This window comes from Nonomuraea sp. NPDC059194, from assembly GCF_042754765.1.
Classification (GTDB): domain Bacteria; phylum Actinomycetota; class Actinomycetes; order Streptosporangiales; family Streptosporangiaceae; genus Nonomuraea.
In genome coordinates this window covers 281651-308495 of record NZ_JBHZBH010000002.1, presented here as the reverse complement: position 1 = coordinate 308495, position 26845 = coordinate 281651, and the positions used below count along the sequence as shown (strand labels likewise).

The 26845-nt window shown below is 69.6% G+C and carries 25 protein-coding genes; 13 read left to right on the top strand and 12 right to left on the bottom strand.

What is annotated here, in order from left to right; genetic code table 11:
• Window positions 1-78 precede the first annotated feature (78 nt).
• Complete coding sequence (nadA, locus tag ACFXJ8_RS04150) at window positions 79-1221, bottom strand: quinolinate synthase NadA (RefSeq protein WP_379642324.1); 1143 nt, start codon at window positions 1219-1221, stop codon at window positions 79-81.
• Between the two features lie 266 nt (window positions 1222-1487).
• Between nadA and erpA the strand changes: the two genes are divergently transcribed.
• Together erpA and ACFXJ8_RS04140 are read left to right on the top strand one after the other, a co-directional pair.
• A complete protein-coding gene (gene erpA, locus ACFXJ8_RS04145; RefSeq protein WP_183658723.1) occupies window positions 1488-1841 on the top strand; it encodes an iron-sulfur cluster insertion protein ErpA in 354 nt (117 codons plus the stop codon).
• A gap of 99 nt (window positions 1842-1940) precedes the next feature.
• Window positions 1941-2927, top strand: coding sequence for a carbohydrate kinase family protein (locus tag ACFXJ8_RS04140; RefSeq protein WP_379642323.1), 987 nt, complete (start codon window positions 1941-1943; stop codon window positions 2925-2927).
• Window positions 2928-3440: 513 nt separating this feature from the next.
• Here the strand turns inward: ACFXJ8_RS04140 and ACFXJ8_RS04135 are convergent.
• The 3 genes from ACFXJ8_RS04135 to ACFXJ8_RS04125 all read right to left on the bottom strand — a co-directional run bounded on the left by ACFXJ8_RS04135 (window position 3441) and on the right by ACFXJ8_RS04125 (window position 5921).
• On the bottom strand, window positions 3441-3872 hold the full coding sequence (locus ACFXJ8_RS04135) for a CBS domain-containing protein (protein WP_379642322.1): 432 nt from the start codon (window positions 3870-3872) through the stop codon (window positions 3441-3443).
• A gap of 602 nt (window positions 3873-4474) precedes the next feature.
• Window positions 4475-4720: a sulfurtransferase TusA family protein gene (locus tag ACFXJ8_RS04130; RefSeq protein ID WP_379642321.1), complete on the bottom strand. Its 246-nt coding sequence runs from the start codon at window positions 4718-4720 to the stop codon at window positions 4475-4477.
• A 67-nt stretch (window positions 4721-4787) separates the two neighbouring features.
• Window positions 4788-5921: a cysteine desulfurase family protein gene (locus ACFXJ8_RS04125; protein WP_379642320.1), complete on the bottom strand. Its 1134-nt coding sequence runs from the start codon at window positions 5919-5921 to the stop codon at window positions 4788-4790.
• 203 nt (window positions 5922-6124) lie between these two features.
• On the opposite strand from ACFXJ8_RS04125, the gene coxB reads away from it, so the two are divergent.
• The 4 genes from coxB to ACFXJ8_RS04105 all read left to right on the top strand — a co-directional run bounded on the left by coxB (window position 6125) and on the right by ACFXJ8_RS04105 (window position 10257).
• Window positions 6125-6877, top strand: a complete 753-nt coding sequence (gene coxB, locus ACFXJ8_RS04120; RefSeq protein ID WP_379642319.1) for a cytochrome c oxidase subunit II — start codon at window positions 6125-6127, stop codon at window positions 6875-6877.
• A complete protein-coding gene (gene ctaD / locus ACFXJ8_RS04115; protein WP_379642318.1) occupies window positions 6874-8532 on the top strand; it encodes a cytochrome c oxidase subunit I in 1659 nt (552 codons plus the stop codon). The genes coxB and ctaD overlap by 4 nt, the downstream gene beginning before the upstream one ends.
• The gene (locus tag ACFXJ8_RS04110; RefSeq protein ID WP_379642317.1) at window positions 8529-8924 is read left to right on the top strand and encodes a cytochrome c oxidase subunit 4; all 396 of its coding nucleotides are present in this window, start codon (window positions 8529-8531) and stop codon (window positions 8922-8924) included. The genes ctaD and ACFXJ8_RS04110 overlap by 4 nt, the downstream gene beginning before the upstream one ends.
• Window positions 8925-9069: 145 nt before the next feature.
• Complete coding sequence (locus ACFXJ8_RS04105) at window positions 9070-10257, top strand: Ig-like domain-containing protein (protein WP_379642316.1); 1188 nt, start codon at window positions 9070-9072, stop codon at window positions 10255-10257.
• Window positions 10258-10273: 16 nt separating this feature from the next.
• Here ACFXJ8_RS04105 and ACFXJ8_RS04100 read toward each other — a convergent pair whose 3' ends face one another.
• From ACFXJ8_RS04100 to ACFXJ8_RS04090, 3 genes are all read right to left on the bottom strand, one after another.
• A complete protein-coding gene (locus ACFXJ8_RS04100; protein WP_379642315.1) occupies window positions 10274-10966 on the bottom strand; it encodes a sensor histidine kinase in 693 nt (230 codons plus the stop codon).
• Window positions 10967-11074: 108 nt separating this feature from the next.
• Window positions 11075-12121, bottom strand: coding sequence for an anthranilate phosphoribosyltransferase (gene trpD, locus ACFXJ8_RS04095; RefSeq protein ID WP_379642314.1), 1047 nt, complete (start codon window positions 12119-12121; stop codon window positions 11075-11077).
• 7 nt (window positions 12122-12128) lie between these two features.
• Window positions 12129-12527 carry a hypothetical protein gene (locus tag ACFXJ8_RS04090; protein WP_379642559.1) on the bottom strand — a complete coding sequence of 133 codons (399 nt, stop codon included), beginning with the start codon at window positions 12525-12527 and terminating at the stop codon, window positions 12129-12131.
• Window positions 12528-12724: 197 nt separating this feature from the next.
• Between ACFXJ8_RS04090 and ACFXJ8_RS04085 the strand changes: the two genes are divergently transcribed.
• From ACFXJ8_RS04085 to ACFXJ8_RS04070, 4 genes are read left to right on the top strand one after another with little or no spacing between them, the layout of a single operon-like run.
• A complete protein-coding gene (locus ACFXJ8_RS04085; RefSeq protein WP_379642313.1) occupies window positions 12725-13339 on the top strand; it encodes a heme-copper oxidase subunit III in 615 nt (204 codons plus the stop codon).
• Window positions 13340-13355: 16 nt separating this feature from the next.
• Window positions 13356-14165 (top strand): c-type cytochrome, encoded by an 810-nt coding sequence (locus ACFXJ8_RS04080; RefSeq protein ID WP_379642312.1) that lies wholly within the window; start codon window positions 13356-13358, stop codon window positions 14163-14165.
• Window positions 14162-15271, top strand: coding sequence for a Rieske 2Fe-2S domain-containing protein (locus ACFXJ8_RS04075; protein ID WP_379642311.1), 1110 nt, complete (start codon window positions 14162-14164; stop codon window positions 15269-15271). Before ACFXJ8_RS04080 ends, ACFXJ8_RS04075 begins: the two co-directional genes overlap by 4 nt.
• Window positions 15268-16920, top strand: coding sequence for a cytochrome bc complex cytochrome b subunit (locus ACFXJ8_RS04070; RefSeq protein ID WP_379642310.1), 1653 nt, complete (start codon window positions 15268-15270; stop codon window positions 16918-16920). Before ACFXJ8_RS04075 ends, ACFXJ8_RS04070 begins: the two co-directional genes overlap by 4 nt.
• Window positions 16921-17523: 603 nt before the next feature.
• Here the strand turns inward: ACFXJ8_RS04070 and ACFXJ8_RS04065 are convergent.
• Window positions 17524-17811: an Lrp/AsnC family transcriptional regulator gene (locus ACFXJ8_RS04065; RefSeq protein WP_379642309.1), complete on the bottom strand. Its 288-nt coding sequence runs from the start codon at window positions 17809-17811 to the stop codon at window positions 17524-17526.
• 17 nt (window positions 17812-17828) lie between these two features.
• Window positions 17829-19565, bottom strand: coding sequence for a DEDD exonuclease domain-containing protein (locus ACFXJ8_RS04060; RefSeq protein ID WP_379642558.1), 1737 nt, complete (start codon window positions 19563-19565; stop codon window positions 17829-17831).
• 94 nt (window positions 19566-19659) lie between these two features.
• Between ACFXJ8_RS04060 and ACFXJ8_RS04055 the strand changes: the two genes are divergently transcribed.
• Genes ACFXJ8_RS04055 through ACFXJ8_RS04045 form a run of 3 tightly spaced genes read left to right on the top strand, consistent with a single transcriptional unit; the run spans window position 19660 to window position 24207 of the window.
• A complete protein-coding gene (locus ACFXJ8_RS04055; protein WP_379642308.1) occupies window positions 19660-21177 on the top strand; it encodes a serine/threonine-protein kinase in 1518 nt (505 codons plus the stop codon).
• A gap of 4 nt (window positions 21178-21181) precedes the next feature.
• Complete coding sequence (locus tag ACFXJ8_RS04050) at window positions 21182-22609, top strand: serine/threonine-protein kinase (RefSeq protein WP_379642307.1); 1428 nt, start codon at window positions 21182-21184, stop codon at window positions 22607-22609.
• A 44-nt stretch (window positions 22610-22653) separates the two neighbouring features.
• Complete coding sequence (locus ACFXJ8_RS04045; protein ID WP_379642306.1) at window positions 22654-24207, top strand: hypothetical protein; 1554 nt, start codon at window positions 22654-22656, stop codon at window positions 24205-24207.
• 63 nt (window positions 24208-24270) lie between these two features.
• Here the strand turns inward: ACFXJ8_RS04045 and ACFXJ8_RS04040 are convergent, their stop codons facing one another.
• The 3 genes from ACFXJ8_RS04040 to ACFXJ8_RS04030 are packed head-to-tail and all read right to left on the bottom strand — an operon-like array spanning window position 24271 to window position 26813.
• Window positions 24271-26097: a PH domain-containing protein gene (locus tag ACFXJ8_RS04040; RefSeq protein WP_379642305.1), complete on the bottom strand. Its 1827-nt coding sequence runs from the start codon at window positions 26095-26097 to the stop codon at window positions 24271-24273.
• Complete coding sequence (locus ACFXJ8_RS04035; protein WP_379642304.1) at window positions 26094-26585, bottom strand: PH domain-containing protein; 492 nt, start codon at window positions 26583-26585, stop codon at window positions 26094-26096. Before ACFXJ8_RS04035 ends, ACFXJ8_RS04040 begins: the two co-directional genes overlap by 4 nt.
• A 3-nt stretch (window positions 26586-26588) precedes the next feature.
• Window positions 26589-26813: a hypothetical protein gene (locus ACFXJ8_RS04030; protein ID WP_379642303.1), complete on the bottom strand. Its 225-nt coding sequence runs from the start codon at window positions 26811-26813 to the stop codon at window positions 26589-26591.
• Between the last annotated feature and the right edge of the window lie 32 nt (window positions 26814-26845).

Here is a 26845-nt window from a genome sequence, read left to right as displayed (position 1 = left end):
CCTCCGAGGGCCGCCGCCGACCACCTGCCAAGGGCCGTCTCCCCAGGAGACGGCCCTTGATCATTCTCCTTGACCCGACTACGGCAGGGCCAGCATGCGGTCGAGGGCGACCTTGGCCCAGTGGGTGGTGTCGGCGTCGACCGTGATCTGGTTGACCACCTCGCCGAGCGCCAGCGACTCCAGCGCCCACACCAGGTGCGGCAGGTCGATGCGGTTCATGGTGGAGCAGTAGCAGACCGTCTTGTCCAGGAACGAGACGCCCTTGTCGGGGAACATCTGCGCCAGCCGCTTGACCAGGTTCAGTTCGGTGCCGATGGCCCACTGCGAGCCCGACGGCGCGGCCTCGAGCTTCTTGATGATGTATTCGGTCGAGCCCACATGGTCGGCCTTCAGCACGACCTCATGCTTGCACTCCGGGTGGACCAGGACGTTGACGCCGGGGATGCGCCGCCGTACGTCGTCGACCGAGTCGGCGGTGAAGCGGCCGTGCACCGAGCAGTGGCCCTTCCACAGGATCATCTTGGCGTCGCGCAACTCCTGGGCGCTCGGCGGCCGGTGCGGGTTGTAGACCACGCAGTCGTCCAGCGACATGCCCATCTCCAGCACGGCGGTGTTGCGGCCCAGGTGCTGGTCGGGCAGGAAGAGCACCTTCTGGCCCTGCTCGAAGGCCCATTCCAGGGCCCGCCTGGCGTTGGAGGAGGTGCACACGGCGCCGCCGTGCCTGCCGCAGAAGGCCTTGATGTCGGCGCTGGAGTTCATGTAGGTGACCGGCACGGTGACGTCGGCGATTCCGGCGTCCTCCAGCAGTTCCCACGCCTCCTCGACCTGGTCGAAAGTCGCCATGTCGGCCATCGAGCACCCGGCCGCCAGGTCCGGCAGGATCACCTTCTGGGAGTCGCTGGTCAGGATGTCGGCCGACTCGGCCATGAAGTGCACACCGCAGAAGACGATGTACTCCGCCTCGGGGCGGGCGGCGGCCTGCTGGGCGAGCTTGAAGGAGTCGCCGGTCACGTCGGCGAACTGGATGACCTCGTCACGCTGGTAGTGGTGGCCCAGGACGAACAGCTTGTCGCCGAGCGCTTCCTTCGCCTTGCGCGCCCGCTCCACCAGCCCCGGGTCGGAGGCCGGGGGAAGCTCGCCGGGACAGTCGACGCCCTTCTCGCTGTGCGGATCGGTGCCCTGCCCGAGGACGAAGAGCGGCAGCCCTGTCTGGGTGGCCATGGCCGTACCCCCTTATCGTCGAAGTGACGACTAATGATGACACACGGCTTGGGCCCTTTTATTCCGGGCACCCGTTTCGCCCTGATCCCGCACGTGGGAGGCCCCACCTGCGGGCAGGGTTCCGTTTTCCGGTTTTTCTGGACGATCCATAACAACCCCACAGACGCGGAATGCATAGCAAGCCTCCGGTGTTGGTAGCGTCTGAGTAGGACGTCAGAAACAGACAGCCGTGACACTGCGGCTGATCCAGACGCGGGAGTCAGCACATGACGGTTGAGAGCAGCGAGACCACGACGCAGGGCCTGGTCCTGACCGACGCGGCCGCGGCCAAGGTCAAGAGCCTGCTGGAGCAGCAGGGTGAAGAGGGCCTCCAGCTGCGCGTGGCCGTGCAGCCGGGCGGCTGTTCCGGTCTGCGCTACCAGCTCTTCTTCGACGACCGCTCGATGGACGGCGACATCGTGTCCGACTTCGACGGCGTCGGCGTCGTGACCGACAGGATGAGCGCGCCGTACCTGATCGGCGCCACGATCGACTTCGTCGACACGATCGAGAAGCAGGGCTTCACCATCGACAACCCCAACGCCACGGGCTCATGCGCCTGCGGCGACTCGTTCAACTAGGTCGGCGCCCGCAAGGTCCCGCTCGCCTTTGTGCGCGCGGGACCTTCGCGTATTCTCTTGGGGCTCATTGGCTTGCTGACAACGAGGAAGAAGAATCCCGTGCGCATCGCCGTCACCGGCTCCATCGCGACCGACCATCTGATGACCTTCCCCGGAAGCTTCGGGGACCAGCTCATCGCCGACCAGCTCGACCGGGTCTCCCTGTCGTTCCTCGTCGACGATCTGCAGGTCAGGCGCGGAGGTTGCGCGGCAAACATCACCTTCGGGATGGGCTGTCTCGGCCTCAACCCCATCCTCGTGGGCGCGGTCGGCGCCGACTTCGCCGACTACCGCTCGTGGCTGGAGCGGCACAGGGTCGACTGCGACTCGGTGCACATCTCCGACACCCACCACACCGCTCGTTTCCTGTGCACCACCGACGAGCACCACAACCAGATCGCCTCGTTCTACACCGGCGCGATGGCCGAGGCGCGGCTCATCGAACTGAAGCCGATCGCCGACCGGGTCGGCGGGCTTGACCTGGTGCTGATCAGCCCGAACGACCCCGACGCCATGCTCCGCCACACCGACGAGTGCCGCCAGCGCGCCATCCCGTTCGCCGCCGACCCGTCGCAGCAGCTGGCGAGGATGACGGGCGAGCAGATCCGCCAGCTCGTCGACGGCGCGGCCTACCTGTTCTCCAACGACTACGAGAAGGGCCTCATCGAGCAGAAGACCGGCTGGTCCGACGCCGAGGTCCTCGACAGGGTCGGCGTGCGGGTGACGACGCTCGGGCCGAAGGGCGCGGTCATCGACCGCAAGGGGGAGCCGTCGATCCACGTGACCCCCGCGCCGGAGCTGGGCAAGGCCGACCCGACGGGCGTAGGCGACGCGTTCAGGGCGGGCTTCCTGGCGGGCGTCGCGTGGGGGCTGTCGCTGGAGCGGGCGGGCCAGGTGGGCAACCTGACGGCCACACACGTGCTGGAGCGGGTCGGCTGCCAGGAGTACGAGCTCGGGCAGCGGGTGTTCCTGGAGCGCTTCGCCGCCGCCTACGGCCAGGCCGCCGCCGACGAGGTCGCCGCCCACCTCCACTGCCACTACGCCTAGCCCACCATGTGACCGGCCCGCCCCGTTCGTTCCTTCACCGGCGCGCCATTGGCTCGGTCTTTTCACGGGCGCGCCTTGGGCTCGTTCCTTCACGGGCGTGCCTTGGGCTCGTTCCTTCACGGGCGCGCCTTGGGGGCGGCCCTTCACGCTGCCCATCCTGTACGGCAGGCACGGTAACGGCCACCGGGGTCACCGGTGGCCGTCCGTCCGTCACGCCACTCCAGCAGGACTTCGCTTCCCGCCGTCACATCGGGATTTGACGTCCTCCCCCGTCTGAAGGCGGGGGATTCCAACTCCCGACCTTGCGGTCGGGTCTGGTGGTTCGCGGTTCACCGACTCGGGCAACCCCTAGAAGTCTCCCCGCGCTGCGACCGCCCGCCCGGCGGCCGTCCAGCATGTCCCGCTTGGCTATCGCGGAAGGAGCCGACTCTAGCGGAACTGTGCTGGATGTCGTGTCGGATATCCGTGCTGGGCTCTGTGTCGGATGTTCCTGCTGGGTGTTCGTGCTGGGTGTCAGGGTGCGTAGACCCGGTGGCAGAATTCGGCGAGCTTGTCGTCGGGCAGGTGCTTGGCGAGGTCGGCCTCGGTGATCATGCCGATGATGCGGTGCTGGTCGATCACCGGCAGGCGTCTGATCTGGTTCTCCTCCATGCGGGTCAGCGTCTCCTCGACCGTCGCTTCGGCCGGCACCCAGACGAGTCCCGTCGCCAGGTCGGACGCCGTCATGCGCGAGGCGTCGTGCCCTTGCGCGATGCACTTCACGACGATGTCCCTGTCGGTGATGATGCCCTTGAGGCGGTCGTCGGGCCCGCAGACAGGCAGGGCGCCGACTCCCATGTCGCGCATCATCTGCGCCGCGCGGTCGAGCGTCTCGTGGGCGGCTATGCACTCCACGCCCGGGTTCATGAGGTCACGCGCGGTGTTGTGCGGATGTCCGCTTGTCATCTGGTTCCCCCTGAAGTCGATGACGTTTGTCCCGGGGGGTTCCTACCCATTTAGCACGATTTGTGACCCCTCGGGTAGCCCCGGTCCACCTACCTCACCGCTCCCGCCAGCGTTGCCGCCCCAGCCATCCCTCGCCTCGCCGGGCGCCGCTCTGACCGGGCGCCGCTCTCTCGCCGGGGCGCTGCTCTCGCCGGGCGCCGTTCTGGCCGGGCGCCGTTCTGGCCGAGCGCTGCGCTGGCGGGGCGCTGCTGTGGCCGGATGCCGCTCTCTCGCCGAGGGGCTGCTCTCGCTGGGCGCTGTGCTGGCCGGGCGCTGCTCTGGCTGGATGCCGCTCTCTCGCCGGGGCGCCGCTCTCTCGCTGGGGCGCCGCTCTCGCCGGGCGCTGTTCTGGCCAAGTGCCGGTTTGGGGGCGCCGTGACGGCGGGAGGCGAAGTCCTGCTGGGCGGCGCGCCTGCGACGGACGGGACCCCGTGACCACGGAGGCGCCAGACCGGCCTGCCGTACGAGATGGAGGGCTTGAGTGGCCGCGCGGAGGGTTCGGCCCGCGAGACGAGCCGTGTGGGCCTTCCCCGCGGAGGTCCCGCGCTGGGAGCGCCGGTAGGTCAGTAGTTGCGGCGGACGTGGATCTCCCAGCCGCCGTTCGGCAGCTCGTAGGTGCCGACGTGCGGGTGCGACTTCAGCCTGCACCAGGCGGGCACGTCGGTGTAGGCGGCGGGGTCGTCGGCGAGAACGGCAACGATGGCGTTCAGCGGCACGAAGTTGATCTGCTCGGCGAGCATGATGATCGGGATCGGGCACTTCTTGCCGAGCGCGTCGATGGTCAGGGTCGGCTGAGCTGCGACGGTCACGATGCCCCCTTCGTCGGTCTCATGACCACCGTGCCGCGTCCCTGACGGACGATCTCAACAAGCCCGGTCATACGACCCCTGCGTCTTGACGGATCCGGCGCACCACCTCGGGGAGGACGGTGAGGAACTTGTCCACCTCGGCCGCGGAAGCGCCCCTGGGCAGCGATACCCGGACGTTTCCATGCGTAAGCACGCCCATCGCCTCCAAAACATGCGATGGACGAAGCGTACTAGCCGTGCACGAACTACCGGAGGATACCGCGAAACCCGCTTTGTCCAGCTCGGTCAGCAGCGCCTCCCCGTCGACGTAGAGGCAGGAGAACGTGACGATGTGCGGGGCCCTGCCGACCGGGTCGCCGATCACCTCCACGTCGGGCACGAGTTGCGGGACGCGCTCCCTGATCACGTCGACGAGCGCGGACAGGCGGGCGTTCTCCTGCGTCGACTCCCGCGTCATCGCCTTCAGCGCGGCGGCGGCGGCGACGATCGCGGGGACGTTCTCGAAGCCCGGCACCCTGCGGCGCTCGCGCTCGTCCTCCGGCAGGAAGGAGCGGAAGCGCGTGCCCTTCCTGACGGCCAGCACGCCGACTCCCGCGGGTCCGCCCCACTTGTGCGCACTCGCGGTCAGCACCGACCAGCCCTGCGGAACCGGCAGGCGGCCCGCGCTCTGGGCGGCGTCGACCAGCAGCGGAACCCCGTGCTCACGGCACCTCGCGGCCGCCTCGGCGACCGGCTGGAGCGTACCGACCTCGTGGTTGGCCGTCTGGAGGCAGGCCAGCGCGGTGCCCTCGGCGGCGACGGCCGCCGCGAAGGCGTCGAGGTCGACGCGACCTGCCAGGTCGACGCCCACGCTGGTGACCGTGCCGCCCTCGCTCTCGTGCACCGCGGCGGCGTGCAGGACGCTGGAGTGCTCCACCGCGCTGGTGACGAGGTGACGACCGGCCCTCCGCCTGCCGTGTAGGGTGCCGAGCACGCCGAGATGCACGGCCTGGGTGCCGGAAGAGGTGAAGGAGACCTCGTCCGGCCGGGCACCGAGCGCCTCGGCCACCTCCGTGCGCGCCTGTTCGAGCAGCAGGTGGGCACGGCGGGCCTGGCCGTACAACCGCGCGGGGTCGGCCCAGCCCGCGTCCATGGTCGCGATGAGCGCCTCACGCGCCTGGGGATGCAGAGGCTCGGTCGATGCCGCGTCGAAGTAAGGCACATCGAGACATTAACGGGGGTGAGCGGGGAGCCGACCACCCCCCACGCTAATGTGTCTGCAATCAGCTGTGCATATGGAAATACGAGCGCCCAGGAGCGACTTCTGGGCTTCATCTGTGGGGTAGGCGATCCGTGAGTCCGACCCGCCGTACTGAGCGGCGTCCGTTGGGCCGGCGCAGAGTGTCCAGCGCCGCCGGTTTGGCGATGCTGCTGGTCTCCGCGACGGCCTGTGCAAATGACGTGCCCGAGGCCGACTGGTCGCGTGGTCTCCTTCCTGAGGGGATCACCGAACAGGCCGACATCGTCACGAACCTGTGGAACGGGGCCTGGATCGCGGCGCTGGCCACGGGAGCCGTCGTCACCGTCCTGATCATCTGGGCGTGCATCTTCCATCGCAAGCGCAAGACCTCGGCCGAGCTTCCTCCGCAGGTTCGCTACAACCTGCCGATCGAGATCCTCTACACGGTCGTGCCGCTGGTCATGGTGTCGGTGTTCTTCTTCTTCACCGCCCGCGACGAGACGAAGATCATGGCGACCTCGGAGACGGCCGACGTCACGGTCCACGTGGAAGGTTTCCAGTGGAGCTGGCGGTTCACCACCGACGCCGGTGGCAAGACCGCCCAGGTCGTCGGCATGCCGGTCAGCGACTACCGGGCCGCGCAGTCGCCCGAGCTGGTGCTGCCGGTGAACAAGAAGGTGCTGTTCAAGCTCGACGCCGACGACGTGATCCACTCGTTCTGGGTCCCCGCCTTCATGTTCAAGCGCGACGTGATCCCCGGCATCTCCGGCGAGAAGAACAAGTTCGAGATCACCACGCTGAACAAGCCGGGCGTCTACGCGGGCCGCTGCGCCGAGCTGTGCGGCGTCGACCACAGCCGCATGCTCTTCAAGGTCAAGCTCGTTTCGCAGGCTGAGTTCGACCAGTACATGACGACCCAGGCTGGGAGAACCCAGTGACCGCCATCCAAACCCCCTCGATCATCGCGCAGCCGACCCGTAAGGGCCTGGTCATCGCCAAGTGGCTGTCCTCCACCGACCACAAGGTCATCGGACACCTCTACCTGATCACGTCGTTCGTGTTCTTCCTGATCGGCGGCGTCATGGCGCTGATCATGCGTGCCGAGCTGGCCCAGCCGGGGCTGCAGGTCACCACGAACGAGCAGTTCAACCAGCTGTTCACCATGCACGGCACGATCATGCTGCTGATGTTCGCGACGCCGCTGTTCGCCGGCTTCGCCAACGAGCTGATGCCGCTGCAGATCGGCGCCCCTGACGTGGCGTTCCCGCGCCTCAACATGGTCAGCTACTGGCTCTACCTGTTCGGCAGCATCATCGCGGTCAGCGGCTTCCTGACCCCGAACGGCGCGGCCAGCTTCGGCTGGTTCGCCTACACCCCGCTGTCGAACGCGATCAGCTCGCCCGGCATGGGCGGCGACCTGTGGATCATGGGTCTGGCCCTGTCGGGTCTGGGCACGATCCTCGGCTCGGTGAACTTCATCACCACCATCATCTGCATGCGCGCGCCCGGCATGACGATGTTCCGGATGCCGATCTTCACCTGGAACGTCCTGCTGACCAGCATGCTCGTGCTGATGGCCTTCCCGGTGCTGGCCGCCGCGCTGCTGGCCCTGGAGGCCGACCGCAAGCTCGGCACCCACATCTTCGCCCCCGAGACCGGTGGCGCGATGCTGTGGCAGCACCTGTTCTGGTTCTTCGGCCACCCCGAGGTCTACATCATCGCGCTGCCGTTCTTCGGCATCGTGACCGAGGTGCTGCCGGTCTTCAGCCGTAAGCCGATCTTCGGCTACATCGGCCTGGTGGCCGCCACCATCGCCATCGCCGGTCTGTCGATCACGGTGTGGGCGCACCACATGTTCGCCACGGGCCAGGTCCTGCTGCCGTTCTTCTCGTTCATGACGTTCCTCATCGCGGTGCCGACGGGCGTGAAGTTCTTCAACTGGATCGGCACGATGTGGCGAGGCCATCTGAGCTTCGAGTCGCCGATGCTGTTCTCGGTGGGCTTCCTGATCACCTTCCTCCTCGGTGGTCTGACCGGCGTCATCCTGGCCTCGCCGCCGCTGGACTTCCAGATCAGCGACAGCTACTTCGTCGTGGCCCACTTCCACTACGTGGTCTTCGGCACCGTCGTGTTCGCGATGTTCGCGGGCTTCTACTTCTGGTGGCCCAAGTTCACCGGCAAGATGCTCAACGACACGATGGGCAAGATCCACTTCTGGACGCTGTTCATCGGCTTCCACACCACGTTCCTGGTGCAGCACTGGCTGGGCATGCTGGGCTTCCCGCGCCGCTACGCCGACTACGCCGCGGCCGACGGCTTCACCGACCTGAACATGATCTCGTCGGTGGGCGCCTTCATCCTCGGCGCCTCGATGCTGCCGTTCTTCTACAACGTCTGGCAGACCTGGCGCAGCGCGCCCAAGGTCACCGTCGACGACCCGTGGGGCTACTGCGGCTCGCTCGAGTGGGCGACCTCCTGCCCGCCGCCGCGGCACAACTTCACCTCGCTGCCGCGCATCAGGTCCGAGCGCCCCGCGTTCGACCTCCACTACCCGCACGTGTCGGCCAAGCCGCAGGAGGTTGAGGCCCGATGAAGGTTCAGGGTTGGCTGTTCCTGCTCTGCGGACTGTTCTTCGCGGGCGTGGACGTCGTCTACTGGTTCTGGTCCAGGGAGCCCGTCGGCACCACGGCCATGGCCATCTCCGTCGGCTTCGCCTTCATGATCGGCTACTACCTGATGTTCACGGCTCGTCGCATCGGCGACCAGCCCGAAGACAACAAGATGGGCGAGATCAGCGACGGCGCCGGTGAGATCGGCTTCTTCAGCCCGAGCAGCTGGTGGCCGCTGTTCGTCTGCCTCGCGGCGGCGTTCGCGTTCGTCGGCTTCGTGATCGGCCTGTGGATGTTCCTGATCGGTGTGTTCATGGTGATCATGGCGATGGTCGGGTTCGTCTTCCAGTACTACCGGGGCAACTTCTCTCACTGACCCCATCCACCGCAGAAGCGGGTGCCCTGTCCGAGGGCGCCCGCTTTTGGTGTTTTTTACTCCCTGCCGAATGTGGCGAAACGATCACTGAGGGTAGTAAGTGGACGTTAGGGGTTCGGAGGAGAGAGGTGTACCCGTGGGGCGGATGACTCAAGGTTCGGCTGGAGTTCTGGCCCTCGCCGTACTCACAGCGTGTTCGGCGGGGACACCGGTGGGGATCGCCTCGCCCAGCGCGGCGCTGCCCCCGCCCGCGACCGTGGCGATCGTCCCCGCGGACAAGGCGGGCAACGTGCCCACGGACCAGACCGTCCTGATCTCCGCGCGCGGCGGCACGCTCAGGAACGTCACCATCACCGGCCCGGACGGCGGCCTGGCCGGCGAGCTGAGCGCGGACAGCACGCAGTGGCGCAGCAAGCGCTACGCCCGCCCCGGCGCCACGTACACCGTCAGCGCGCTCGCCGCCAACCCCGCGGGCCAGACCACCAAGACCACCAGCACCTTCACCACGGTCAAGGCGAAGAGCACCTACAGCATCGAGCAGTTGCTGCCGCACAAGTACGACACGGGGCTGACGGTCGGCGTCGGCATGCCCATCATGATCACCTTCGACAAGGACATCACCGACCGCGTGTCCGTCGAGCGCAACCTCACCGTCAGGACCTCCAAGCCGGTCGAGGGGGCCTGGCACTGGTTCGACGACAGGCACGTGGACTTCCGGCCGAAGGTCTACTGGCCCGCGCGCACCAAGGTCCGCCTGGAGGCGCGCCTGGAGGGGGTGCCGGGCGGCGACGGCATGTACGGCAAGCGCGACTACACCCTCGACTTCACCATCGGCAGGTCGCAGATCACCTCAGGCAGCACCCAGAACCACCACCTCAAGGTGAAGCGCGACGGCAAGGTCGTCAGGAACATGCCGATGAGCGCCGGCCAGGGCGGGGTTTGGAAGTACTACACGACCTCGGGCATCCACCTGGCGATGTCCAGGGAGCCGGTGACCGTCATGACCTCGCCGGGGATCGGACCAGGTCAGGCCGGCTACTACCAGCTGACCGTCTACAACACCGTCAGGATCTCCAGCTCGGGCGAGTACGTGCACAGCGCGCCGTGGTCGGTCGGGTCGCAGGGCTACGCCAACGTGAGCCACGGGTGCGTGAACGTCAGCCCGGCCAACGCCGCCTGGTTCATCAAGAACACGCTGATCGGCGACCCGATCATCATCACCGGCTCGCCGCGGCCGCTGGAGCCGACCAACGGGTGGGGGCACTGGCAGGAGAACTGGAAGCAGTGGCTCCAGTGGAGCTCGCTGAAGGCGTCCCACACCGAGTCGCTCTGACCCCTTCGGAGCCGACTCAGTGGAGCGGGAGCCGGGCGTGGATCGCGCTTCCTTCGATCGTGATCGTGCCGCCGACCAGGGCGGCCCGCTCGCGCACCGGCTGACCGGCGGGCCTGGAAGGGCCGTCGGCGCTCACCAGGACCTCCAGGAAGCCCTGTCGCCACTTCAGGGTCACTGTGGCCGAGGACGCCCCCTCGGCGACTCTGAGGGCCTCCTGGACGATGCGAAAGGCGGACAACTCCACCCCCGGGGCGACTGGCGCGGGTGAGCCGTCCTGGACGAGGTCCACCCGCAGGCCGCTCACGCGGGCCTCGTCGAGCAGGTCGGGCAGGTCGGCGAGGCGGGGCTGCGGCGCACGCGAAGGTGGGACGCCGGTGAAGGCGCTCAGGACGGCCAGCATGCGCTGCAGCTCGGCGAGCGCCTGGCGGCCCGACTCCTCGGCGTCCCTCAGGGTGCCGGCGGCCCTGTCCGGGTCCTTGCCCATGGTCATCCTGCCCGCGCCGATGCCGAGCGTCATGACGCTCACGCGATGCGCCACGACCTCGTGCAGCTCCTGGACGAACAGGGCGCGCCGTACGGTCGCCGCGCTCGCACTCCGCTCGGCGGCGAGCTCGGCCGTCAGGCGGGCGCGGGAGCGGAGCAAGAGGAGGACGGCCGGGCACAGGACTGCCGTGGTCACGGCGGCCAGCCAGGACAGGAGAGGCGGCATGGCCCGGAGCGTAGGCGCGGGGCCGGTGGTGCGGCATCCGCTTGGCGGAGGACCTCCGCTCCACCCCCGAGCGGAGGCCTCCCCGCCCAGCGGCGTGGGGACGGGTGGTCAGGCGGGGCTGAGGGTGCGGCTGACCTCGATCCACCGGTCGAGCGTCGCCGCGGCGCGACCGGAGTCGACCGCCTGTACGGCACGCGCGTACCCGTCGATCATCGCCGAGTCGAGGTCGTCGCCGGGACCGTCGGCCGCCACCAGCGCCGCCGCCGCGTTGAGCAGCACCGCGTCGCGCACCGGCCCGGTCTTGCCGCGCAGCAGGTCGTGCACCGCCTGCGCGTTGAAGGCCACGTCGCCGCCGCGCAGCGCCCCGACCTCCGCGCGCGGGATGCCCAGCACCGCGGGGTCGAACACGGTCTGCGTCGCCGTACCGTCACGCACCACCCACACCGTCGAGGTGGTGGCGATGGTCAGCTCGTCGAGCCCGTCGTCGCCGCGGAAGACCAGCGCGGAGACGCCGCGCTCGGCGAAGACCCCGGCCAGGACGGGCAGCATGCGGGCGTCGTAGACGCCGATGGCCTGCGCGGCGGGCCGGGCCGGGTTGGTCAGCGGGCCCAGGAAGTTGAAGACCGTCGGGACACCCAGCTCCTTGCGCGGCGGCCCGGCGAAGCGCAGCGCGGGGTGGTAGACGGGCGCGAAGCAGAACGCGATGCCCGCCTCGGCCGCCACCCGCGCGGTCGACTCGGGCGGCAGGTCGAGCCTGATGCCGAGATACTCAAGGACGTCCGCGGCACCACAGGAGGAGGAGGCTGCCCTGTTGCCGTGCTTGACCACGCGCACTCCGGCCGCCGCGGCGACGATCGCCGCCATCGTCGAGACGTTGACCGTGTGAGCGCGGTCGCCTCCCGTGCCGACGATGTCGACGACAGGCCCCTCCACCTTCAGCGGGGTGGCCAGGTCAAGCATCGTCCGCGCCAGGCCCGTCACCTCGGCGACGGTCTCGCCCTTGGCGCGCAGCGCCACCGCGAACCCGGCGATCTGCGCGGGGGTGGCCGAGCCCGACATGATCTCCCGCATCGCCCACGCCGTCTCGTCGGCGGTCAGATGCTCTCCCGACAGGAGGGCCGACAGCAGCGCGGGCCAGGTGGTGCGAGCGTCCATGGCGAACCTACTTCGCGTTGAGTCGAGTGGAGGAGCGCTGGCGCATGAGGGTGGCGACGGCGTCGGCCACGGCGATCGGCTCCAGCGGCTGCGGGACGACGGCGTCGGCGCGCGACCAGTTGGCCAGCCAGCGGTCGTCCTTGCGCGCGACCAGCAGCAGGATCGGCGGGCAGTCGTAGACCTCGTCCTTGGCCTGCTTGCTGACGCCCATGCCACCCGCGGGCTGGGTCTCACCGTCGAGCACGGCGACGTCGATCGTGCCCGAGTCGAGCAGCTGCAGGACCTTGGGCTGGGTGGCGCACTCCACGATCTCCACCAGCGGGACGTCGGCTGCGGGACGGCGCCCGATGGCCTGCCGTACCTGGTCGCGGGTCCTGGCATCGTCGCTGTAGACGAGGACCCTCATGGTGTCGTCGGTGCTCACGGTCACAGCTCACTATCAGTGGTAGCAGTATGGTCACCTGGGATCGTACCGGTGCCTTCACGCGGAAACCCAGGCCGCCGTGGTCGGCGGGCGTTTTGTACTAATTCTCCCAGGCTGTGGGCGTGTCCGGGGCCGCTAACGGGGGGTCGTGCGGCGACCCGACCACCAGAGCCGCAATAATGCTGCCCGTGGCGACAGCATCCGCAATTACGACGACGACGGCTCACGCGTCCCGCCGGCCAAATCTGGTCAGCGTGGGGACGATCGTGTGGCTGTCCTCTGAGCTCATGTTCTTCGCGGCGCTGTTCGCGATGTACTTCACCATCCGGTCAGTGAGTCTCGGCGAGGGCAAGCCCTGGCCCGAGGCAGAGCTGAATGTTCCGTTCTCTACGGTCAACACGATCATCCTGGTCCTGTCGAGTGTGACGTGTCAGCTTGGCGTGTGGGCCGCGGAAAAGGGTCAGGTCGGCAAGCTCCGCTTCTGGTACCTCGTCAGCTTCCTCATGGGCGCCGTCTTCGTCGGCGGCCAGATCTACGAGTACATGCAGCTCGCCCACGAGGGTGCGACGCTCTCCGCGAACCCGTACACCTCGGTGTTCTACCTGACCACAGGCTTCCACGGCCTGCACGTGACCGGTGGACTGATCGCGTTCCTGTTCATGCTGGGACGCACGTACGCCGCGAAGCGCTTCACACATGAGCAGGCGACCAGCGCGATCGTCGTGTCCTACTACTGGCACTTCGTTGACGTTGTCTGGATCGGCCTTTTCGCGACCATCTACATCATCCAGTAAGGAAACGGGGATCTCTGTGACTAGGATCACCGCTCGGCGGCGGCATCCGCTCGCGAGATACGCCGTCCTGCTTTTCGCGTTGGCGCTGGTCGGGGGGGTGTACACCCTCATCACGCCGGCCAGCAGGCCGGCTGACGCCGCCCTGGCGTCCGGCAAGGCCGACGACGTCGCTGAAGGCAAGAAGCTCTTCGAAGCGCACTGCTCGAGCTGCCACGGCCTCAACGCCGAGGGCACGTCCACCGGGCCCACGCTCGTCGGCGTGGGCGCGGCGGCGGTCGACTTCCAGGTGAGCAGCGGCCGTATGCCCGCCGCCAACCCTGGCGCCCAGGCACCGCGCAAGCCCACCCCCACGTGGGTCAACGAGGACACCACCCGCCAGCTGTCCGCCTACGTGCAGTCGCTCGGCGGCGGGCCGGTCATCCCCGACAAGAACGCGGTCGACCCCGCACAGGGCGACGTGGCCAGGGGTGGTGAGCTCTTCCGCGCCAACTGCATCCAGTGCCACAACTGGACCGGTGCCGGCGGCGCCCTCACCCAGGGCAAGTACGCGCCGAACCTGAACCTGGCGACGCCGAAGCAGATCTACGAGGCGATGGCCACCGGCCCGCAGGCGATGCCGGTCTTCAACGACTCCACGATCACGCCCAAGGAGAAGCGCGACATGATCGCGTACATCGTCGATGTGCGCGAGCAGAAGGACCCCGGAGGCTTCGGTCTTGGCCGCATCGGCCCGGTCACCGAGGGCCTCGTGGCGTGGCTCGTGGGCATCAGCGCCCTCGTACTTGCCGCCATCTGGATCACCGCTAAGAAGCGACAGGCGTCATGACAGACAACGGACATGAGATCGAGCAGCCCGACGAGCGCGTCCCCAAGCGCGTCATCGGGACCCCTCCGCACGGCAAGACGCTGATCCCCGCGGAGCAGAAGCCGGAGGACGTGGAGGTTCCCGGCGTCTACTACCCCGACGAGGCCAAGGCCCGCAAGGGTGAGAAGATCGTGGCGCTCTGCTTCACGGTCACCTTCATCGCGGCCATCGTGTTCATCGTCAACTACGTGGTCTTCCAGGTGGGCGACGTCGACAGCACGGCGATCTCCAACCTCGCGCTCGGCGCGCCGCTGACGGTGGCGCTGCTCGGCCTCGCGGTGGGCATCGTGGTATGGGTCCGCCAGGTCATGCCGAAGTACACGCTGGTCCAGGAGCGCCACGCGATGGCCTCCGACAGCGACACCAGGGGCTACGTCGCCGAGACGTTCCTGCAGGGCGCCAAGGAGAGCGGCTTCGTCAAGCGGCCGCTGCTGCGCCGTACGCTGCTGCTGGCCTCGGCCCCGCTGGGGCTGATCCCGCTGGTGCTGCTGCGTGACCTCGACAACTCCAAGATGCCCGCCTCCGCCTTCCACAAGGAGCTCCGCCACACGGTGTGGGGGGAGAAGACCAAGGAGGGCAAGCCGCTCAAGCTCGTCGTCGAGGGCACGGGTCAGCCGATCCGCGCCGCCGACTTCAACTCGCCCGGCGGCATCCTCTCGGTGGTTCCCGAGGGCTACGAGCACGACCTCAACGCCCTGGCGAAGGCCACGCTGATCCTGATCAAGTTCCGCCCTGACGAGATCAAGTCGGGCACGAACCTGAACTGGACCCACGACGGCATCGTCGCCTACTCCAAGATCTGCACGCACGTCGGCTGCCCCGCGGCCCTGTACGAGCAGACCACGCACCACATCCTGTGCCCCTGCCACCAGTCGACGTTCGACGCCGCCGACGGCGCCAAGGTCGTCTTCGGCCCGGCCGCCAGGCCGCTGCCGCAGCTGCCCATCGCGGTCGACGAGCAGGGCTACCTCATCGCCAAGGGTGACTTCGCGGTGCCCGTCGGCCCCAGCTTCTGGGAGCGCGGCGACGCCGAGGCGAAGGTCCGCTCCGAGGGAGGCCACGCATGAGCGACCTGAAGACGGTTCCCAAGCCCATCAGCGGCACGTCGAGCTACCTCGACGACCGGATCGGCGCGGGCACCTTCCTCAAGCGCAACCTGCGCAAGGTCTTCCCCGACCACTGGTCGTTCCTGCTGGGCGAGATCGCGCTCTACTCGTTCGTCATCCTGCTGCTGAGCGGCACGTTCCTGACGTTCTTCTTCAAGCCCAGCATGATGCACGTCGTCTACGACGGCTCCTACGAGCCGCTCAAGGGCGTCGTGATGTCGGAGGCCTACGCCTCCGCGCTGGAGATCAGCTTCGAGGTCCGCGGCGGTCTGCTCATGCGGCAGATCCACCACTGGGCCGCCCTGCTGTTCGTCGCCGGCATGATGGTGCACATGCTCCGCGTGTTCTTCACGGGTGCATACCGCAAGCCGCGCGAGCTCAACTGGCTGATCGGTGTCCTGCTGCTGACGCTGGCGCTGGCCGAGGGCCTGACCGGCTACTCGCTGCCCGACGACCTGCTGTCCGGCGCCGGTCTGCGGATCACCGAGGGCGTGGCGATCTCGCTGCCGCTGGTCGGCACGTACATCACGTTCTTCCTGTTCGGCGGGGAGTACCCGGGTGAGGATGTCATCTCCCGGTTCTACTCGCTGCACATCCTGCTGATCCCCGGCATCCTGCTGGCGCTGATCTCGGCCCACATGGTGCTGATGTGGGTGCAGAAGCACACGCAGATGCCCGGCAAGGGCCGCGACAACCACAACGTGGTCGGCGCGCCGTTCTACCCGGCGTTCATGCTCAAGGCCGGTGCTTATTTCCTGTTCACCTTCGCGGTGGTGGCGGGCCTGGCGACCTTCGCGCAGATCAACCCGATCTGGGCGTTCGGTCCCTACACTCCCGCCGACATCTCCGCCGGTTCGCAGCCCGACTTCTACATGGGCTTCCTCGAAGGCTCCCTGCGGTTGATGCCGCCATGGGAGATCAACATCTTCGGGGCCAGCGAGTTCGGCACGCTGCCGCTGAGCGTGATCATCCCGGCGCTGGTGCCCATGGGCATCGTGATGACCGGCCTGGCGCTGTACCCGTTCATGGAGCGGTGGATCACCGGCGACAAGCGCGAGCACCACATCGCCGAGCGTCCCCGCAACAACCCGCACCGCACCTCGATCGGCATGGCGGCCATCACGTTCTACGGCGTGCTGTGGCTGCTTGGCGCCAACGACGAACTGTCGGCCAACTTCCAGATCAGCCTGAACTGGACGACCTACATCGGCCGCGTCGCGGTGATCGTCGCCCCGGTGATCGCCTACATCGTCACCTACCGCATCTGCCTGGGTCTGCAGCGTGCCGACGCCGCGATCATCGGGCACGGCGTGGAGTCGGGCGTCATCAAGCGGCTGCCGCACGGTGAGTTCATCGAGATCCACACGCCTCCGGCGGAGGACATCGAGGCCCACATGCGCGGCAAGGAAGCCATCCAGCAGGTCGACGTCGACGCCGACACCGACGGCATCCCGCCGAAGGGGATGCGCGGCCCGATCGGCAAGCTGCGCGGTCGCATGTCGAAGGCGTACGGCGGGGAGAAGATCCCGCTGGACGACGGTCACGGCCATGGTCACGGCGACGAGCACGCCGAGATCACCCCCGGCGACGACCACACCCTGACGCACTAGGCGCACCACAGCGAAACGCCCCGACCCGGACACTATCCGTCCGAGCCGGGGCGTTTCCCTGTCTCCGGCGGCGTCTCTAGCGGCGTGCCTGGGGCTCTTTTTGTGGGCCTGTGGGCGCGTGCTCTCTGGCGCGCGTGGAGGTCGTATACCGGGCGTGGTCTCTGGCGCGCGTGGTGTCGGTCTGTACGGCAGGCCGCGTGGTCCCTTGCGCGCGTAAGGTCGGTCTGTACGGCTGGCCGGGTCATGCGCCACCCTCGGCACGTGGCTGGCGCCTGTCCAGGGATACGCGTCACCGAGCGTGCGTGGCGGGGGCGGCCAACGGACCGCGTTTCAGGGACGACGCGACGGTGGCTGGCCGGGGATATGCGTCAGCGAGCGGGCGTTGCGGGCCTGGGTAACGGACTGGGTTTTACGGGCGACGTGACGGTGGCCAGCCGGAGTCCTGCTGGAGCGGCGTGATGGACAGGCCCCGGCCACGCGCCTGCGGTGGCCTTGACTGGGCTTGCCGTACGGACTCGATGGACGGCAAAGCGGCGTCGGCCCGTACAGACGCGCGGACGGCCACCAGCGGTCAATACTCAGCGTGGACTCGTGGTGGCCGGGTTAGTCGGACTCGGTGAGGCCGATGGAGAAGGCGGCGTCGAGGTCGTGCTTGGAGTACGTGCGGAACGCGATGTGCGTCGAGGTGTCGAGAACGCCGGGCACCTTGTTGATCCGCCCGGGGATCACCTCGGCGATCTCCTCGTAGGCGGCGACGCGCACCATGGCCATCAGGTCGTATTCGCCGGTGATCGAGTAGACCTCGCTGACGCCGTCGATCTCGGCGATCGTCTGCGCGATCTCCGGGATCCGGTCCACCTCGGCGTTGATGTGAACGATTGCCGTGACCATGACCCAACTGTATCGGGTCACCGCAATGGCCGCCCCTCACGCCTGCTGCGGTGGTCGAGCCGCTGGTAGGCCAGCTCGATGCGGGAATTGTGGCGGGCGGCGCCGTGGGCGGGCAGCGCCCAGTCGCCGTCGACCTCGACCAGGCGCACCCCCGGCGACTCCAGCCACCGCAGGATGCATTCGCTCTCCTCGGCGCTGGCGGCGTGGATGGGCCCCGGCCCGGGGGCGACGACCTCGGCGGTGGCGACGAGCGCCTCGACGAACGGGGTGGGGTGGGCGCCGCGCGGCATGTGCCCCGCGGCGGTGAGCCTGCCGTACCGGATGACGTGGATGTCCCAGCCGCCGTCGAAGGCCGGGCTGGCGGCGACCATCTGCGGGATGCGGGTCAGGGAGGTCAGCCGCTGCATGCGGGCGGCGGTGCGGACGTAGGAGGCGAGCCGGTCGCGGTCGACCGAGGCCTCCTCGTAGCGCTGCTCGACCGACAGCCGCTCCATGCGGGCCTCCAGGGTGGTGAAGACGAGGGAGACATCGGTGGCCATGGCCCTGCGCGCGCTGTCGACGTGGAGGGAGTAGTCGGCGGGCGTCTCCTTGCCCTCGCAGGGGGCGCCGCACCGGCCCATCTCGTGCAGCACGCAGGCGGGCCGCCACGTCTTGGCAGTGAGCCGCTCGGTGCACTGGCGTAGCGGCACGGCCTCGTGGAGCGCGGTGCGGGCGTCGTCGGCGGCCTTGGCGCTGGTGAAGGGGCCGAGGTAGGCGGCGCCGTCGTCCTTGAGCTCGCGGACGATCGACAGGCGCGGGAAGGCCTCGTCGGTCAGCTTGAGCCAGACGACCTTCTCAGGGAAGCGGGACCTGCGGTTGTAGCGGGGTTTGCTGCCGCCGATCAGGCGCAGCTCCCTGACCTCGGCCTCCAGCGGGGTGGCGCAGACGATGTGGCGGACCCGCTCGGCGATGCCGATCATCTCGCGGATGCGCGGCCTGGTCTCGCTGGCGGTGAAGTAGGAGCGGACGCGGTTGCGCAGGTTGGTGGACTTGCCGATGTAGAGGACCTCGCCGCGGACGTCTTCGAAAAGGTAGACGCCTGGGGCATGGGGCACCGTCTCGGCGAGGTGGCGCTTGCGCTGCTGCTCGGGCGTGGGGGCGCGGACGAACGACTTGAGCTCTTCGAGCGTGTGCACCTGGAAGGAGCCCGCGCGGGCGATCAGGCCGTGGAGCACGTCGACGGTCGCCCTGGCGTCCTGCAGGGCCCGGTGGCACGGCTCGACGGGGCTGTGGAAGAACCTGGCGAGCGTGGAGAGCTTGGCGTTGGGGATCTCGTCGCGGGTCAGCACCCTGCGAGCCAGGTCGACGGTGTCGACGACGGGGTTGGCGGGCGGCGGATAGCCCTGCGCGGCGCAGGCGGCCTTGATGAAGCCGGTGTCGAAGGCGGCGTTGTGGGCGACCAGCGTCGCACCGGCGATGAACTCGAGAAAGCTCGGCAGCACCGACTCGAGCCGCGGGGCGGCCATCACCATCGAGTCGGTGATGCCGGTCAGCACGGAGATGAACGGCGGGATCGGCCCACCGGGGTCGACGAGGGTGGCGAACTCGCCGATCACCTCGCCCGCGCGCACCTTGACCGCGCCGATCTCGGTGATCGCGTGCTCGTGCGCCGAGCCGCCGGTGGTCTCCAGGTCGAATACGACGAAGGTGACCTGGCTCAGCGGGGTGCCGAGCTCGTCGAGAGTGCCTTGAACCGCGTCCACGTCCAAGACCATAGACACGCGCACCGACAGTTATCCGGGCGGCCCAGGGATCACCGGACGGACCGGCGGGCCTCATCAGGGGAGATTATTCGTTACTCTCCCCTTTATGTCCGGGGGACGACTCGCCGGCCGCTACACCCTGATCAGGCCGCTGGGCAGCGGCGGAATGGGCAAGGTCTGGCTGGCCAGAGATGAGATGCTTGACCGCGAGGTGGCGGTCAAGGAGCTCACGCTGCCCGAAGGCCTCGGCGAGCAGGACAGGTCAGAGGCGGTCGCGAGGGCGGTGCGCGAGGCGCAGGCCACCGCACAGCTGCGCCACCCCGGGATTGTCGCGCTCCACGACGTCATCGTCGAGTACGGCAGGCCATGGCTGATCATGGAGCTGCTGCGCGGCCGTACCCTCGGCGACGCCATCGCGCAGGACGGCCCGATGCCCACCGCGACGGTCGCCAGGATCGGCGCCGACGTGCTGGAGGCGCTGACCGCCGCCCACTCGCGCGGCCTGCAGCACCGCGACGTCAAGCCGGGCAACATCTTCCTCACCGACAGCGGCAGGGTCGTGCTGACCGACTTCGGCATCGCCCGGCAGGAGGGGGAGGCGCCGCTCACCCAGGCGGGCCTGATGATCGGCTCGCCGGGGTTCATCGCGCCCGAGCGGCTGGAGGGCGAGCCGGGCGGGCCGCCGAGCGACCTGTGGTCGCTGGGCGCGACGCTGTTCGCCGCGGCCGAGGGCGTCTCCGCCTACGAGGGCACGGCGATGGAGCGCATCAAGGCGACGCTCACCATGCCGCCCAGGCCGGCTCAGCGCTCCGGCCCGCTGGCGCCCGTGCTGAGCGCGATGATGGCCAGGCACCCGGCCGCTCGCCCCGACCCGTGGAGCACGGTGCACGCTCTGCGCCAGGTCGCCGCGGGCCAGGCCGCCCCGCCGCTGGCCGTCCAGGACCTGACCGTCCCCGGCCGGGTCGCGAAGCGGCGGCGCAGGCGGCTGGTGTGGCTGGTTCCCGCGGGCGCCGTGGCCGTCGCGGGCGCGATCACCGCGGCCCTGCTGTTCTGGAGGGGCGGTACGGCCACGCCCACCGCTTTCACGCTGCCCGTCGACATGTGCGGGCTGCTGACGCCCTCCCAGGTGGGTGAGGTGCTCGGCACGGGCCAGCCGCCCAAGGGCGGGCAGAGCGTCGCCGAGAGCGACGACAGGCTCGGCGTGGTCTGCCAGTGGACCGTCAGCGGCAGGGGCGTCTCGCTGACCGCGCAGCGCGACTCCGACACTCCGCAGCCGTGGTCGATGACGACGGACTCGGCGCGCAGGCTGATGCAGAGCCAGCGGGCGTGGATCGGCAGGTACCCGCAGTTGCAGTGGTCGTGGAAGGAGATCGGCGCGAAGGGGCCGTTCACCGCCCAGATCGGCAAGACGCGGCCCCTGCAGGGCGTGGGTGAGGAGGGCTACGCCTACGAGCTGAGCGCCCAGGGCAGGGTCCACACCGCCGTCGTCATGTATCGCGTGGCCAACCTGGTGGTCCAGGTGGAGTTCACCACGCTGGCCAGCAGGCCCACCGACGACCAGGTCAGGCAGAGCGCGCTGACCGTCGCCCGGCAGAGCGCGCAGGCGCTGCGGGACGGGGGCTAGCGACGTGGAGTACGTGCTCGCCGGGCGCTACCGGCTGGTCGAACGGCTCGGCGAGGGCGGCGCGGGCACCGTGTGGCACGCCCGCGACGAACGGCTCGGCCGCGACGTCGCCGTCAAGCAGGTCCGCATCCCCGACCACCTCGACGCGGCGAGCCGGGCGGCCTTCGTCGAGCAGGCCATCCACGAGGCGAGGTCGGCGGGCAGGCTGCGCGACCCGTCGATCGTCATGGTCCACGACGTGGTGCTCGACCAGGGGCTGCCCTGGATCATCATGGACCTGGCCACGGGCCGCTCCCTCGACAAGATCATCAAAGAGAGCGGGCCGCTGCCGCCGCACATCGTGGCCCGCATCGGCCTGCAGGTGCTGTCGGCCCTGGAGGTCGCGCACGCGCACGGCATCCTCCACCAGGACGTCAAGCCCGCCAACATCCTGCTCGACGCCGACGGCACCGCCATGCTCACCGACTTCGGCGTGGCCGCGCCCGTCGGCGGCGTCGGCGGCGGCGGATCGCCCGGCTACATGCCTCCCGAGCGCCTGAACGGCCTGCCCGCCGGTCCCCCCTCCGACCTGTTCTCGCTGGGCGCGAGCCTCTACACCGCGGTCGAGGGCCGCCCGCCGTTCCACAGGGAGATGCAGGCGGCGGTGGCCGCCGCCGTGCTGCTGCACGACCCGCCGCCGCCCGAGCGGGCCGGTCGCGAACTGGGCAGGCTGATCCTCGACCTGCTGGCCAAGCAGCCCGAACGGCGCCCGCAGCCGCGTGAGGCGCGCGAACGGCTGACCGCCTCGGTCAACACCGCGCCCGTCGCCTACCGGCCGCGCCGCAGATGGAAACTGCCCGCGGCGCTGGCGCTCGCGGCGGTGGCCGTCGTGGGCGGGGTGACCTACGCCTTCGCCGTGCCAGGCGCGGGGGAGCAGGGCAGGTTCGCCGACGTGCCTGACGCCTGCGCGCTGCTCGGCGACGCCCAGGCCAAGGCCCTGCTGGGCGGCGGCAAGGTGGACAGGCAGGCGCCGATGCCGGGCGAATGCGCCTGGAAGGTATGGAAGGGATCGCGCGCCGAGCTTTCGATCAGCGTGCGGCTGGCCGTACACGGGCCGCAGGGCGGCCATGACGGGCCGCAGGTCGCCGCGCTGGTGTTCGACAACGACCGGACGGCCGCCGCCGCGTCCGACGGCACGGCCTTCAGGAAGACCACCTACAAGATCAGAGACCTCCGGGGCGTGGGCGAGGCGGCCTTCGCCCAGGACTCCTACGAGACCTACCAGATGGGCGGGGACGACTCGGGCCAGGCGTGGTATCGCGTGGCCCTGCGCGACAGCAACCTCACTGCGGAGATCGTCTACAACGTCCATGACGTGAAGGGGGTCGACGGCCGGCGGCAGCGGGTGGCGGAGGAGGCGGCGCGCCAGGTCACATCATCGCTTCGGCCGTGACCAGTGCAAGTCAATTGCAAGCCCAGCGGATAGCATCCATGCCCATGTCTTGGAATCAGGACGATCCCCCGCCCACCAACCCATACCGCGCGCCGGACTGGCAGTCCCATCAGTTCCAGCAGGTGCCGACCATGCCGTCGCCGCCGCCCCAGCCGCCGAAGCGTCGCTCATGGGTGCTGCCGACGGTGGCGGCAGGGGCCGCGGTCGTGCTGATCGCCGGTGGCGCGGGCGCGTTCCTCCTGTACGGCAAGCCCGCCAAGACCACCTCGGGTGACGCGGCCTCACCCGCGACCAGCCAGTCCGCCACCCCGTCCCCGACCAGGCCGGTGATGGACGTCTGCGCCATGCTTCCCGCCGCGGAGGCCGAGCGCCTGGTGCCGGCGGCGACCGTGGACAAGCGGTCGAGGGAGGCAGACTACGCCGTCTACTCCTACTGCGACTGGAGCAACCGCCGCATCTCTCACGGCGAGTTCTGGCGCAGCCGCGAGATCAAGGTCTCCATCGCCCAGCACAAGCCCGATGGGCCGAGCACCGGCAGGGCCGAGGCGCAGCAGTCGTTCGAGTCGGAGCGGGGCTTCTTCAACTACAAGGCGAAGAACCAGGACAAGCCCGACGAGCCTGGCGAGAAGAACTACAACTCGCCCGTCAGGGACTACGCGGGGGTGGGTGACGGCGCCGCCTTCGGCCAGTACACGTGGCGGCGTGACAAGCTGCTCTGGTACTCCTTCGGCGAGGGCCGCGTCCGCGTCGACGACCTGGTCATCGAGGTTCGCTACCAGGCGAGCCAGCAGCGCAAGGACGCCAAGATGCTCTCGAACGAGGGCACCCAGTCGATCAGCGAGGAGAACGCGCTGCGCGAGGTCGGCCTCCTGCTGACCCACCTGGCCAAGTCGGCGGCGGAGTGGAAGAAGGCGCACCCCGGCCAGCTCGCCCATGCCGAGCCCAGCCCGTCGCCGTCCGCGACCCCGACCGCCGCCCCGACTCCCGCGCCGACGCCGTCGTCCTCGCCCACGGTGATGGCCCAGCTGCCCCCTGCGTGCAAGCGGATGACACCGGCGATGATCAAGCTGGTGCCTGGCGCCACCGAGCGCGCCAGGGCCAACGGCGCCGCGGGCATGAAGGAGACCGAGTGCCGCTGGCTCAACCTGAACGTCCCCGCCGGCGAGGGCAGGCGCAGGATCCGCAGCGTGCTCCTCACCATCCAGGTGTTCAGCAACCGCGCGGGCGCCGGCGACCCGACCGCCGCGCTGAGCAACTACTCCACCAAACTCGGCGGCGCCAGGTTCTCGGAGAGCAGCGGGATCGGCGGCGTCACCTGGGGCAAGATCGAGGAGCTGAAGGGGCTCGGCGACGCCGCCTACGTCCAATACCGGGTCGACAAGAAGAACACCGTGTTCAACGGCAGCGCCGACGTCGTGGTCAGGTTGGGTCCCACGGTCATCCAGGCCTCCTACGCCGGATCCGATCTCGGCGCCGACGAGCCGACCAACTCGCCCAAGGTCAAGGTGCTGGGCGAGAAGGAGGCTCGTGACGGTGCCATGACGGTCGCCAGGGAGATCCTCGCCTCCCTCGCCAAGGCGGGGCTGAAGAACGACTGACGCGTCGGCGGGGCTGGGCGGGGATGGCGGATCCGCCACCCGCGCTCCTCCCCGCCGAGGCGGTCAGGGGGCGCTTTCGACGAGGAAGGGCCCGAGCAGTCCTGGTACGGCGCGGGCCGCCAGGTCGAGCCCCTCGGTGGTGCCCACGTCGAGCACGTCGTAGTGGCCGTCGCCCGCGGCGGTCGTGGCGGCCACGGTGATGAGGCCGAGGCGGCGTTGGAAGAAGGACTGCCTGATCCGCCAGCCGACGATGCCGCCGGTGTCGAGCGCGACAGTGGTGCGTCCCGCCGAACCCGCTCGGGTGAGCAGGTGTCCACCGGTGAGCCGGTGTCCGAGCCCTCGGTAGGCGTCGGCGGCCAGGGCCAGCGCGACCGGCACGGCGAGGACAGGCAGTGCCCACGCGGCGACCGGGATCCAGCCGGTCAGCCACTCGGTGACGCCCATGGCCGCGGCGAGCACCACCACCGTGACGAGCGCCTGACGGGTGCGCCGCCCCTTCGCGGCTCTCGGGTGCGGCTCCAGCTCGCCCCACCCGACACTCGCCCACCCGCCCGGGCCCGGGACGTGCGGGACAGCCTCCCGCCCGGCGACCGGTACGGCGTGCGGATCCCACCCGCCCGGGGGCGGTACGGCGTGCGGATCCCATCCACCCGGGGGCGGTACGGCGTGCAGATCCCATCCGCCCGGGGTGGATACGGCGTGCGGGACAGCCTCCCGCCCGGCGGCCGGTGCGGCGTGCGGATCCCGTCCCGCCGGGGCCGGTGCGGCGTGCAGGACGTGGGAGGCGACGCGGAAGGCCTCCGCGCGGGGGACGGGCGGCGTCAGCGCCGAAACCTCCTCGCTCTCCTGCCCCTCCGCCTTGCGCAGCCCGACCGCGACCACCCTGACCTTGGCGCCCCCGCCCAGCCGCAGCAGCAGCGGCTCGGCCACCGCCACCCCGCGGAGCCTGCGCTTCTCCAGGGTGAGCGAGCGCGTGGTGAGCAGCCCCCTGCGCACCCGCAGCGTCCTGGCCTCCTGGTCGAGGCGGTAGTTGCCCCATGATTCGGCGAACAGGCCCACCGCCCCGACGAGTCCCACCAGCAGGCTGACCGCCACCACGATCGGCACCGCGACCCAGGGGTTGCCGGTCAGCCACTCCCACGCGGCCTTGGCGGCCGAGGTGCTGAACAGGTCGATGCCGACCACGTCGAGCACCTTCTTGATCGCGCCGATGGCGATCCCGCCGCCGACGAACACCCAGATCGACAGCGGCGCGTAGCGGATCCAGCTCCACCGCAGGGCGGCCACGACCTGCCCACCCTCCTCGCCCCCGGCGCCCGGCCTGACAGCGGGCACGGCGGCCTGGTCGGGCGATGCGGAGGCCACGGTGGCTTGGCGGGGCGCGACGGTTTGGCCGGACGCCGCCGCGCCCGCCCCCGTCAGGAGGGTGCGGCGCAACGTCTCGGCCTCGGTGGCGGCTATCGCGTTCAGGGTGAGCTCGGCGTGCTCTCCCGTGGTGTGCTCGCCGGTGCCCACCTTGACGACTGCCAGGCCCAGCGCACGCCGTACGACATCGGCTTTGACGTCGACGCTGCGCACGCGGTCACGGGGGATCGAACGCTGCTGGCGCACCACGACCCCCGTGTGCAGTTCCAGCCGATCGGTGGTGAGCCTGAAGCGGGTGGTGCGCAGGCGGGCCACGCCGTAGACGTAGCCGGCGACCAGCACCAGGACGACGACGCCCGCGGCGCAGCCGACGACCAGCTCGCGGGCCAGGTCCTCGCCGAGCAGGAACCGGGTCACGGCGAACGCCGCGGGCACGGCGACCGTCAGCGACATGGCCGCGGTGGCCAGCGGGATCCTGCGGTGGAGCGTGCTCCACGCCACAGCCGTCTCGATGCCGGTGGTCATGTGGCGTCTCCCTGCGTGGCCTGGGTGACTGCGGTGAGCCTGGCGGCCAGCTCCGCGGCGAGCTCGTGGTCGAGCCCCTCGATCGTGATCGCGCCCGCGGCCGACGCGGTCGTCACCGTGACGTCGGCGAGCCCGAACAGCCGCTGCACGGGGCCGCGCGCGGTGTCGACGGTCTGGACGCGCGACATCGGCGCCACCCGCCAGGTGTGGGTGATCCAGCCGGTGCGGACGTAGACGGCCTCGTCGGTGATCTCCCACCGCTGGACCCGGTAGTAGGCACGCGGCGCGAAGGTGGCCAGCAGTAGGCAGGCCAGCGAGACGGCCACGGCTGCCGCGCCGAGCAAGGCGGGGCGCGGCGTGAAGAACCAGTAGGCCACGCCGATGGCGGCCACCAGCGGCAGCGCGAGCATGAACGCCTGGACGGTCCACCAGGAGACGGTGCGCGGGTCGGCGAGGTTGCGGGGTGGGCGCAGGGTGAGCTCGGCCATGGGTCAGCTCGTCGTCTTCTTCTGCATGGAGTCGGCCGCGGCCAGTAGCGCGAAACCGAGGACGCCGAGCCCGATTCCGGCGAAGACCTCATAACCGTCGAGGAACGCCAGGCGGTTGATGAGCAGGAAGTCGTGCGCCCAGCCCCACCAGCCGAGGACGGTGTTGACCACGCCGCCGACGCCCTGGATGAGGAGCACGGTTCCGACCACGTCGAGGATTGCCTTCATGCGGTCAAGCCTCGGGCCAGGGCAGGGGCGCG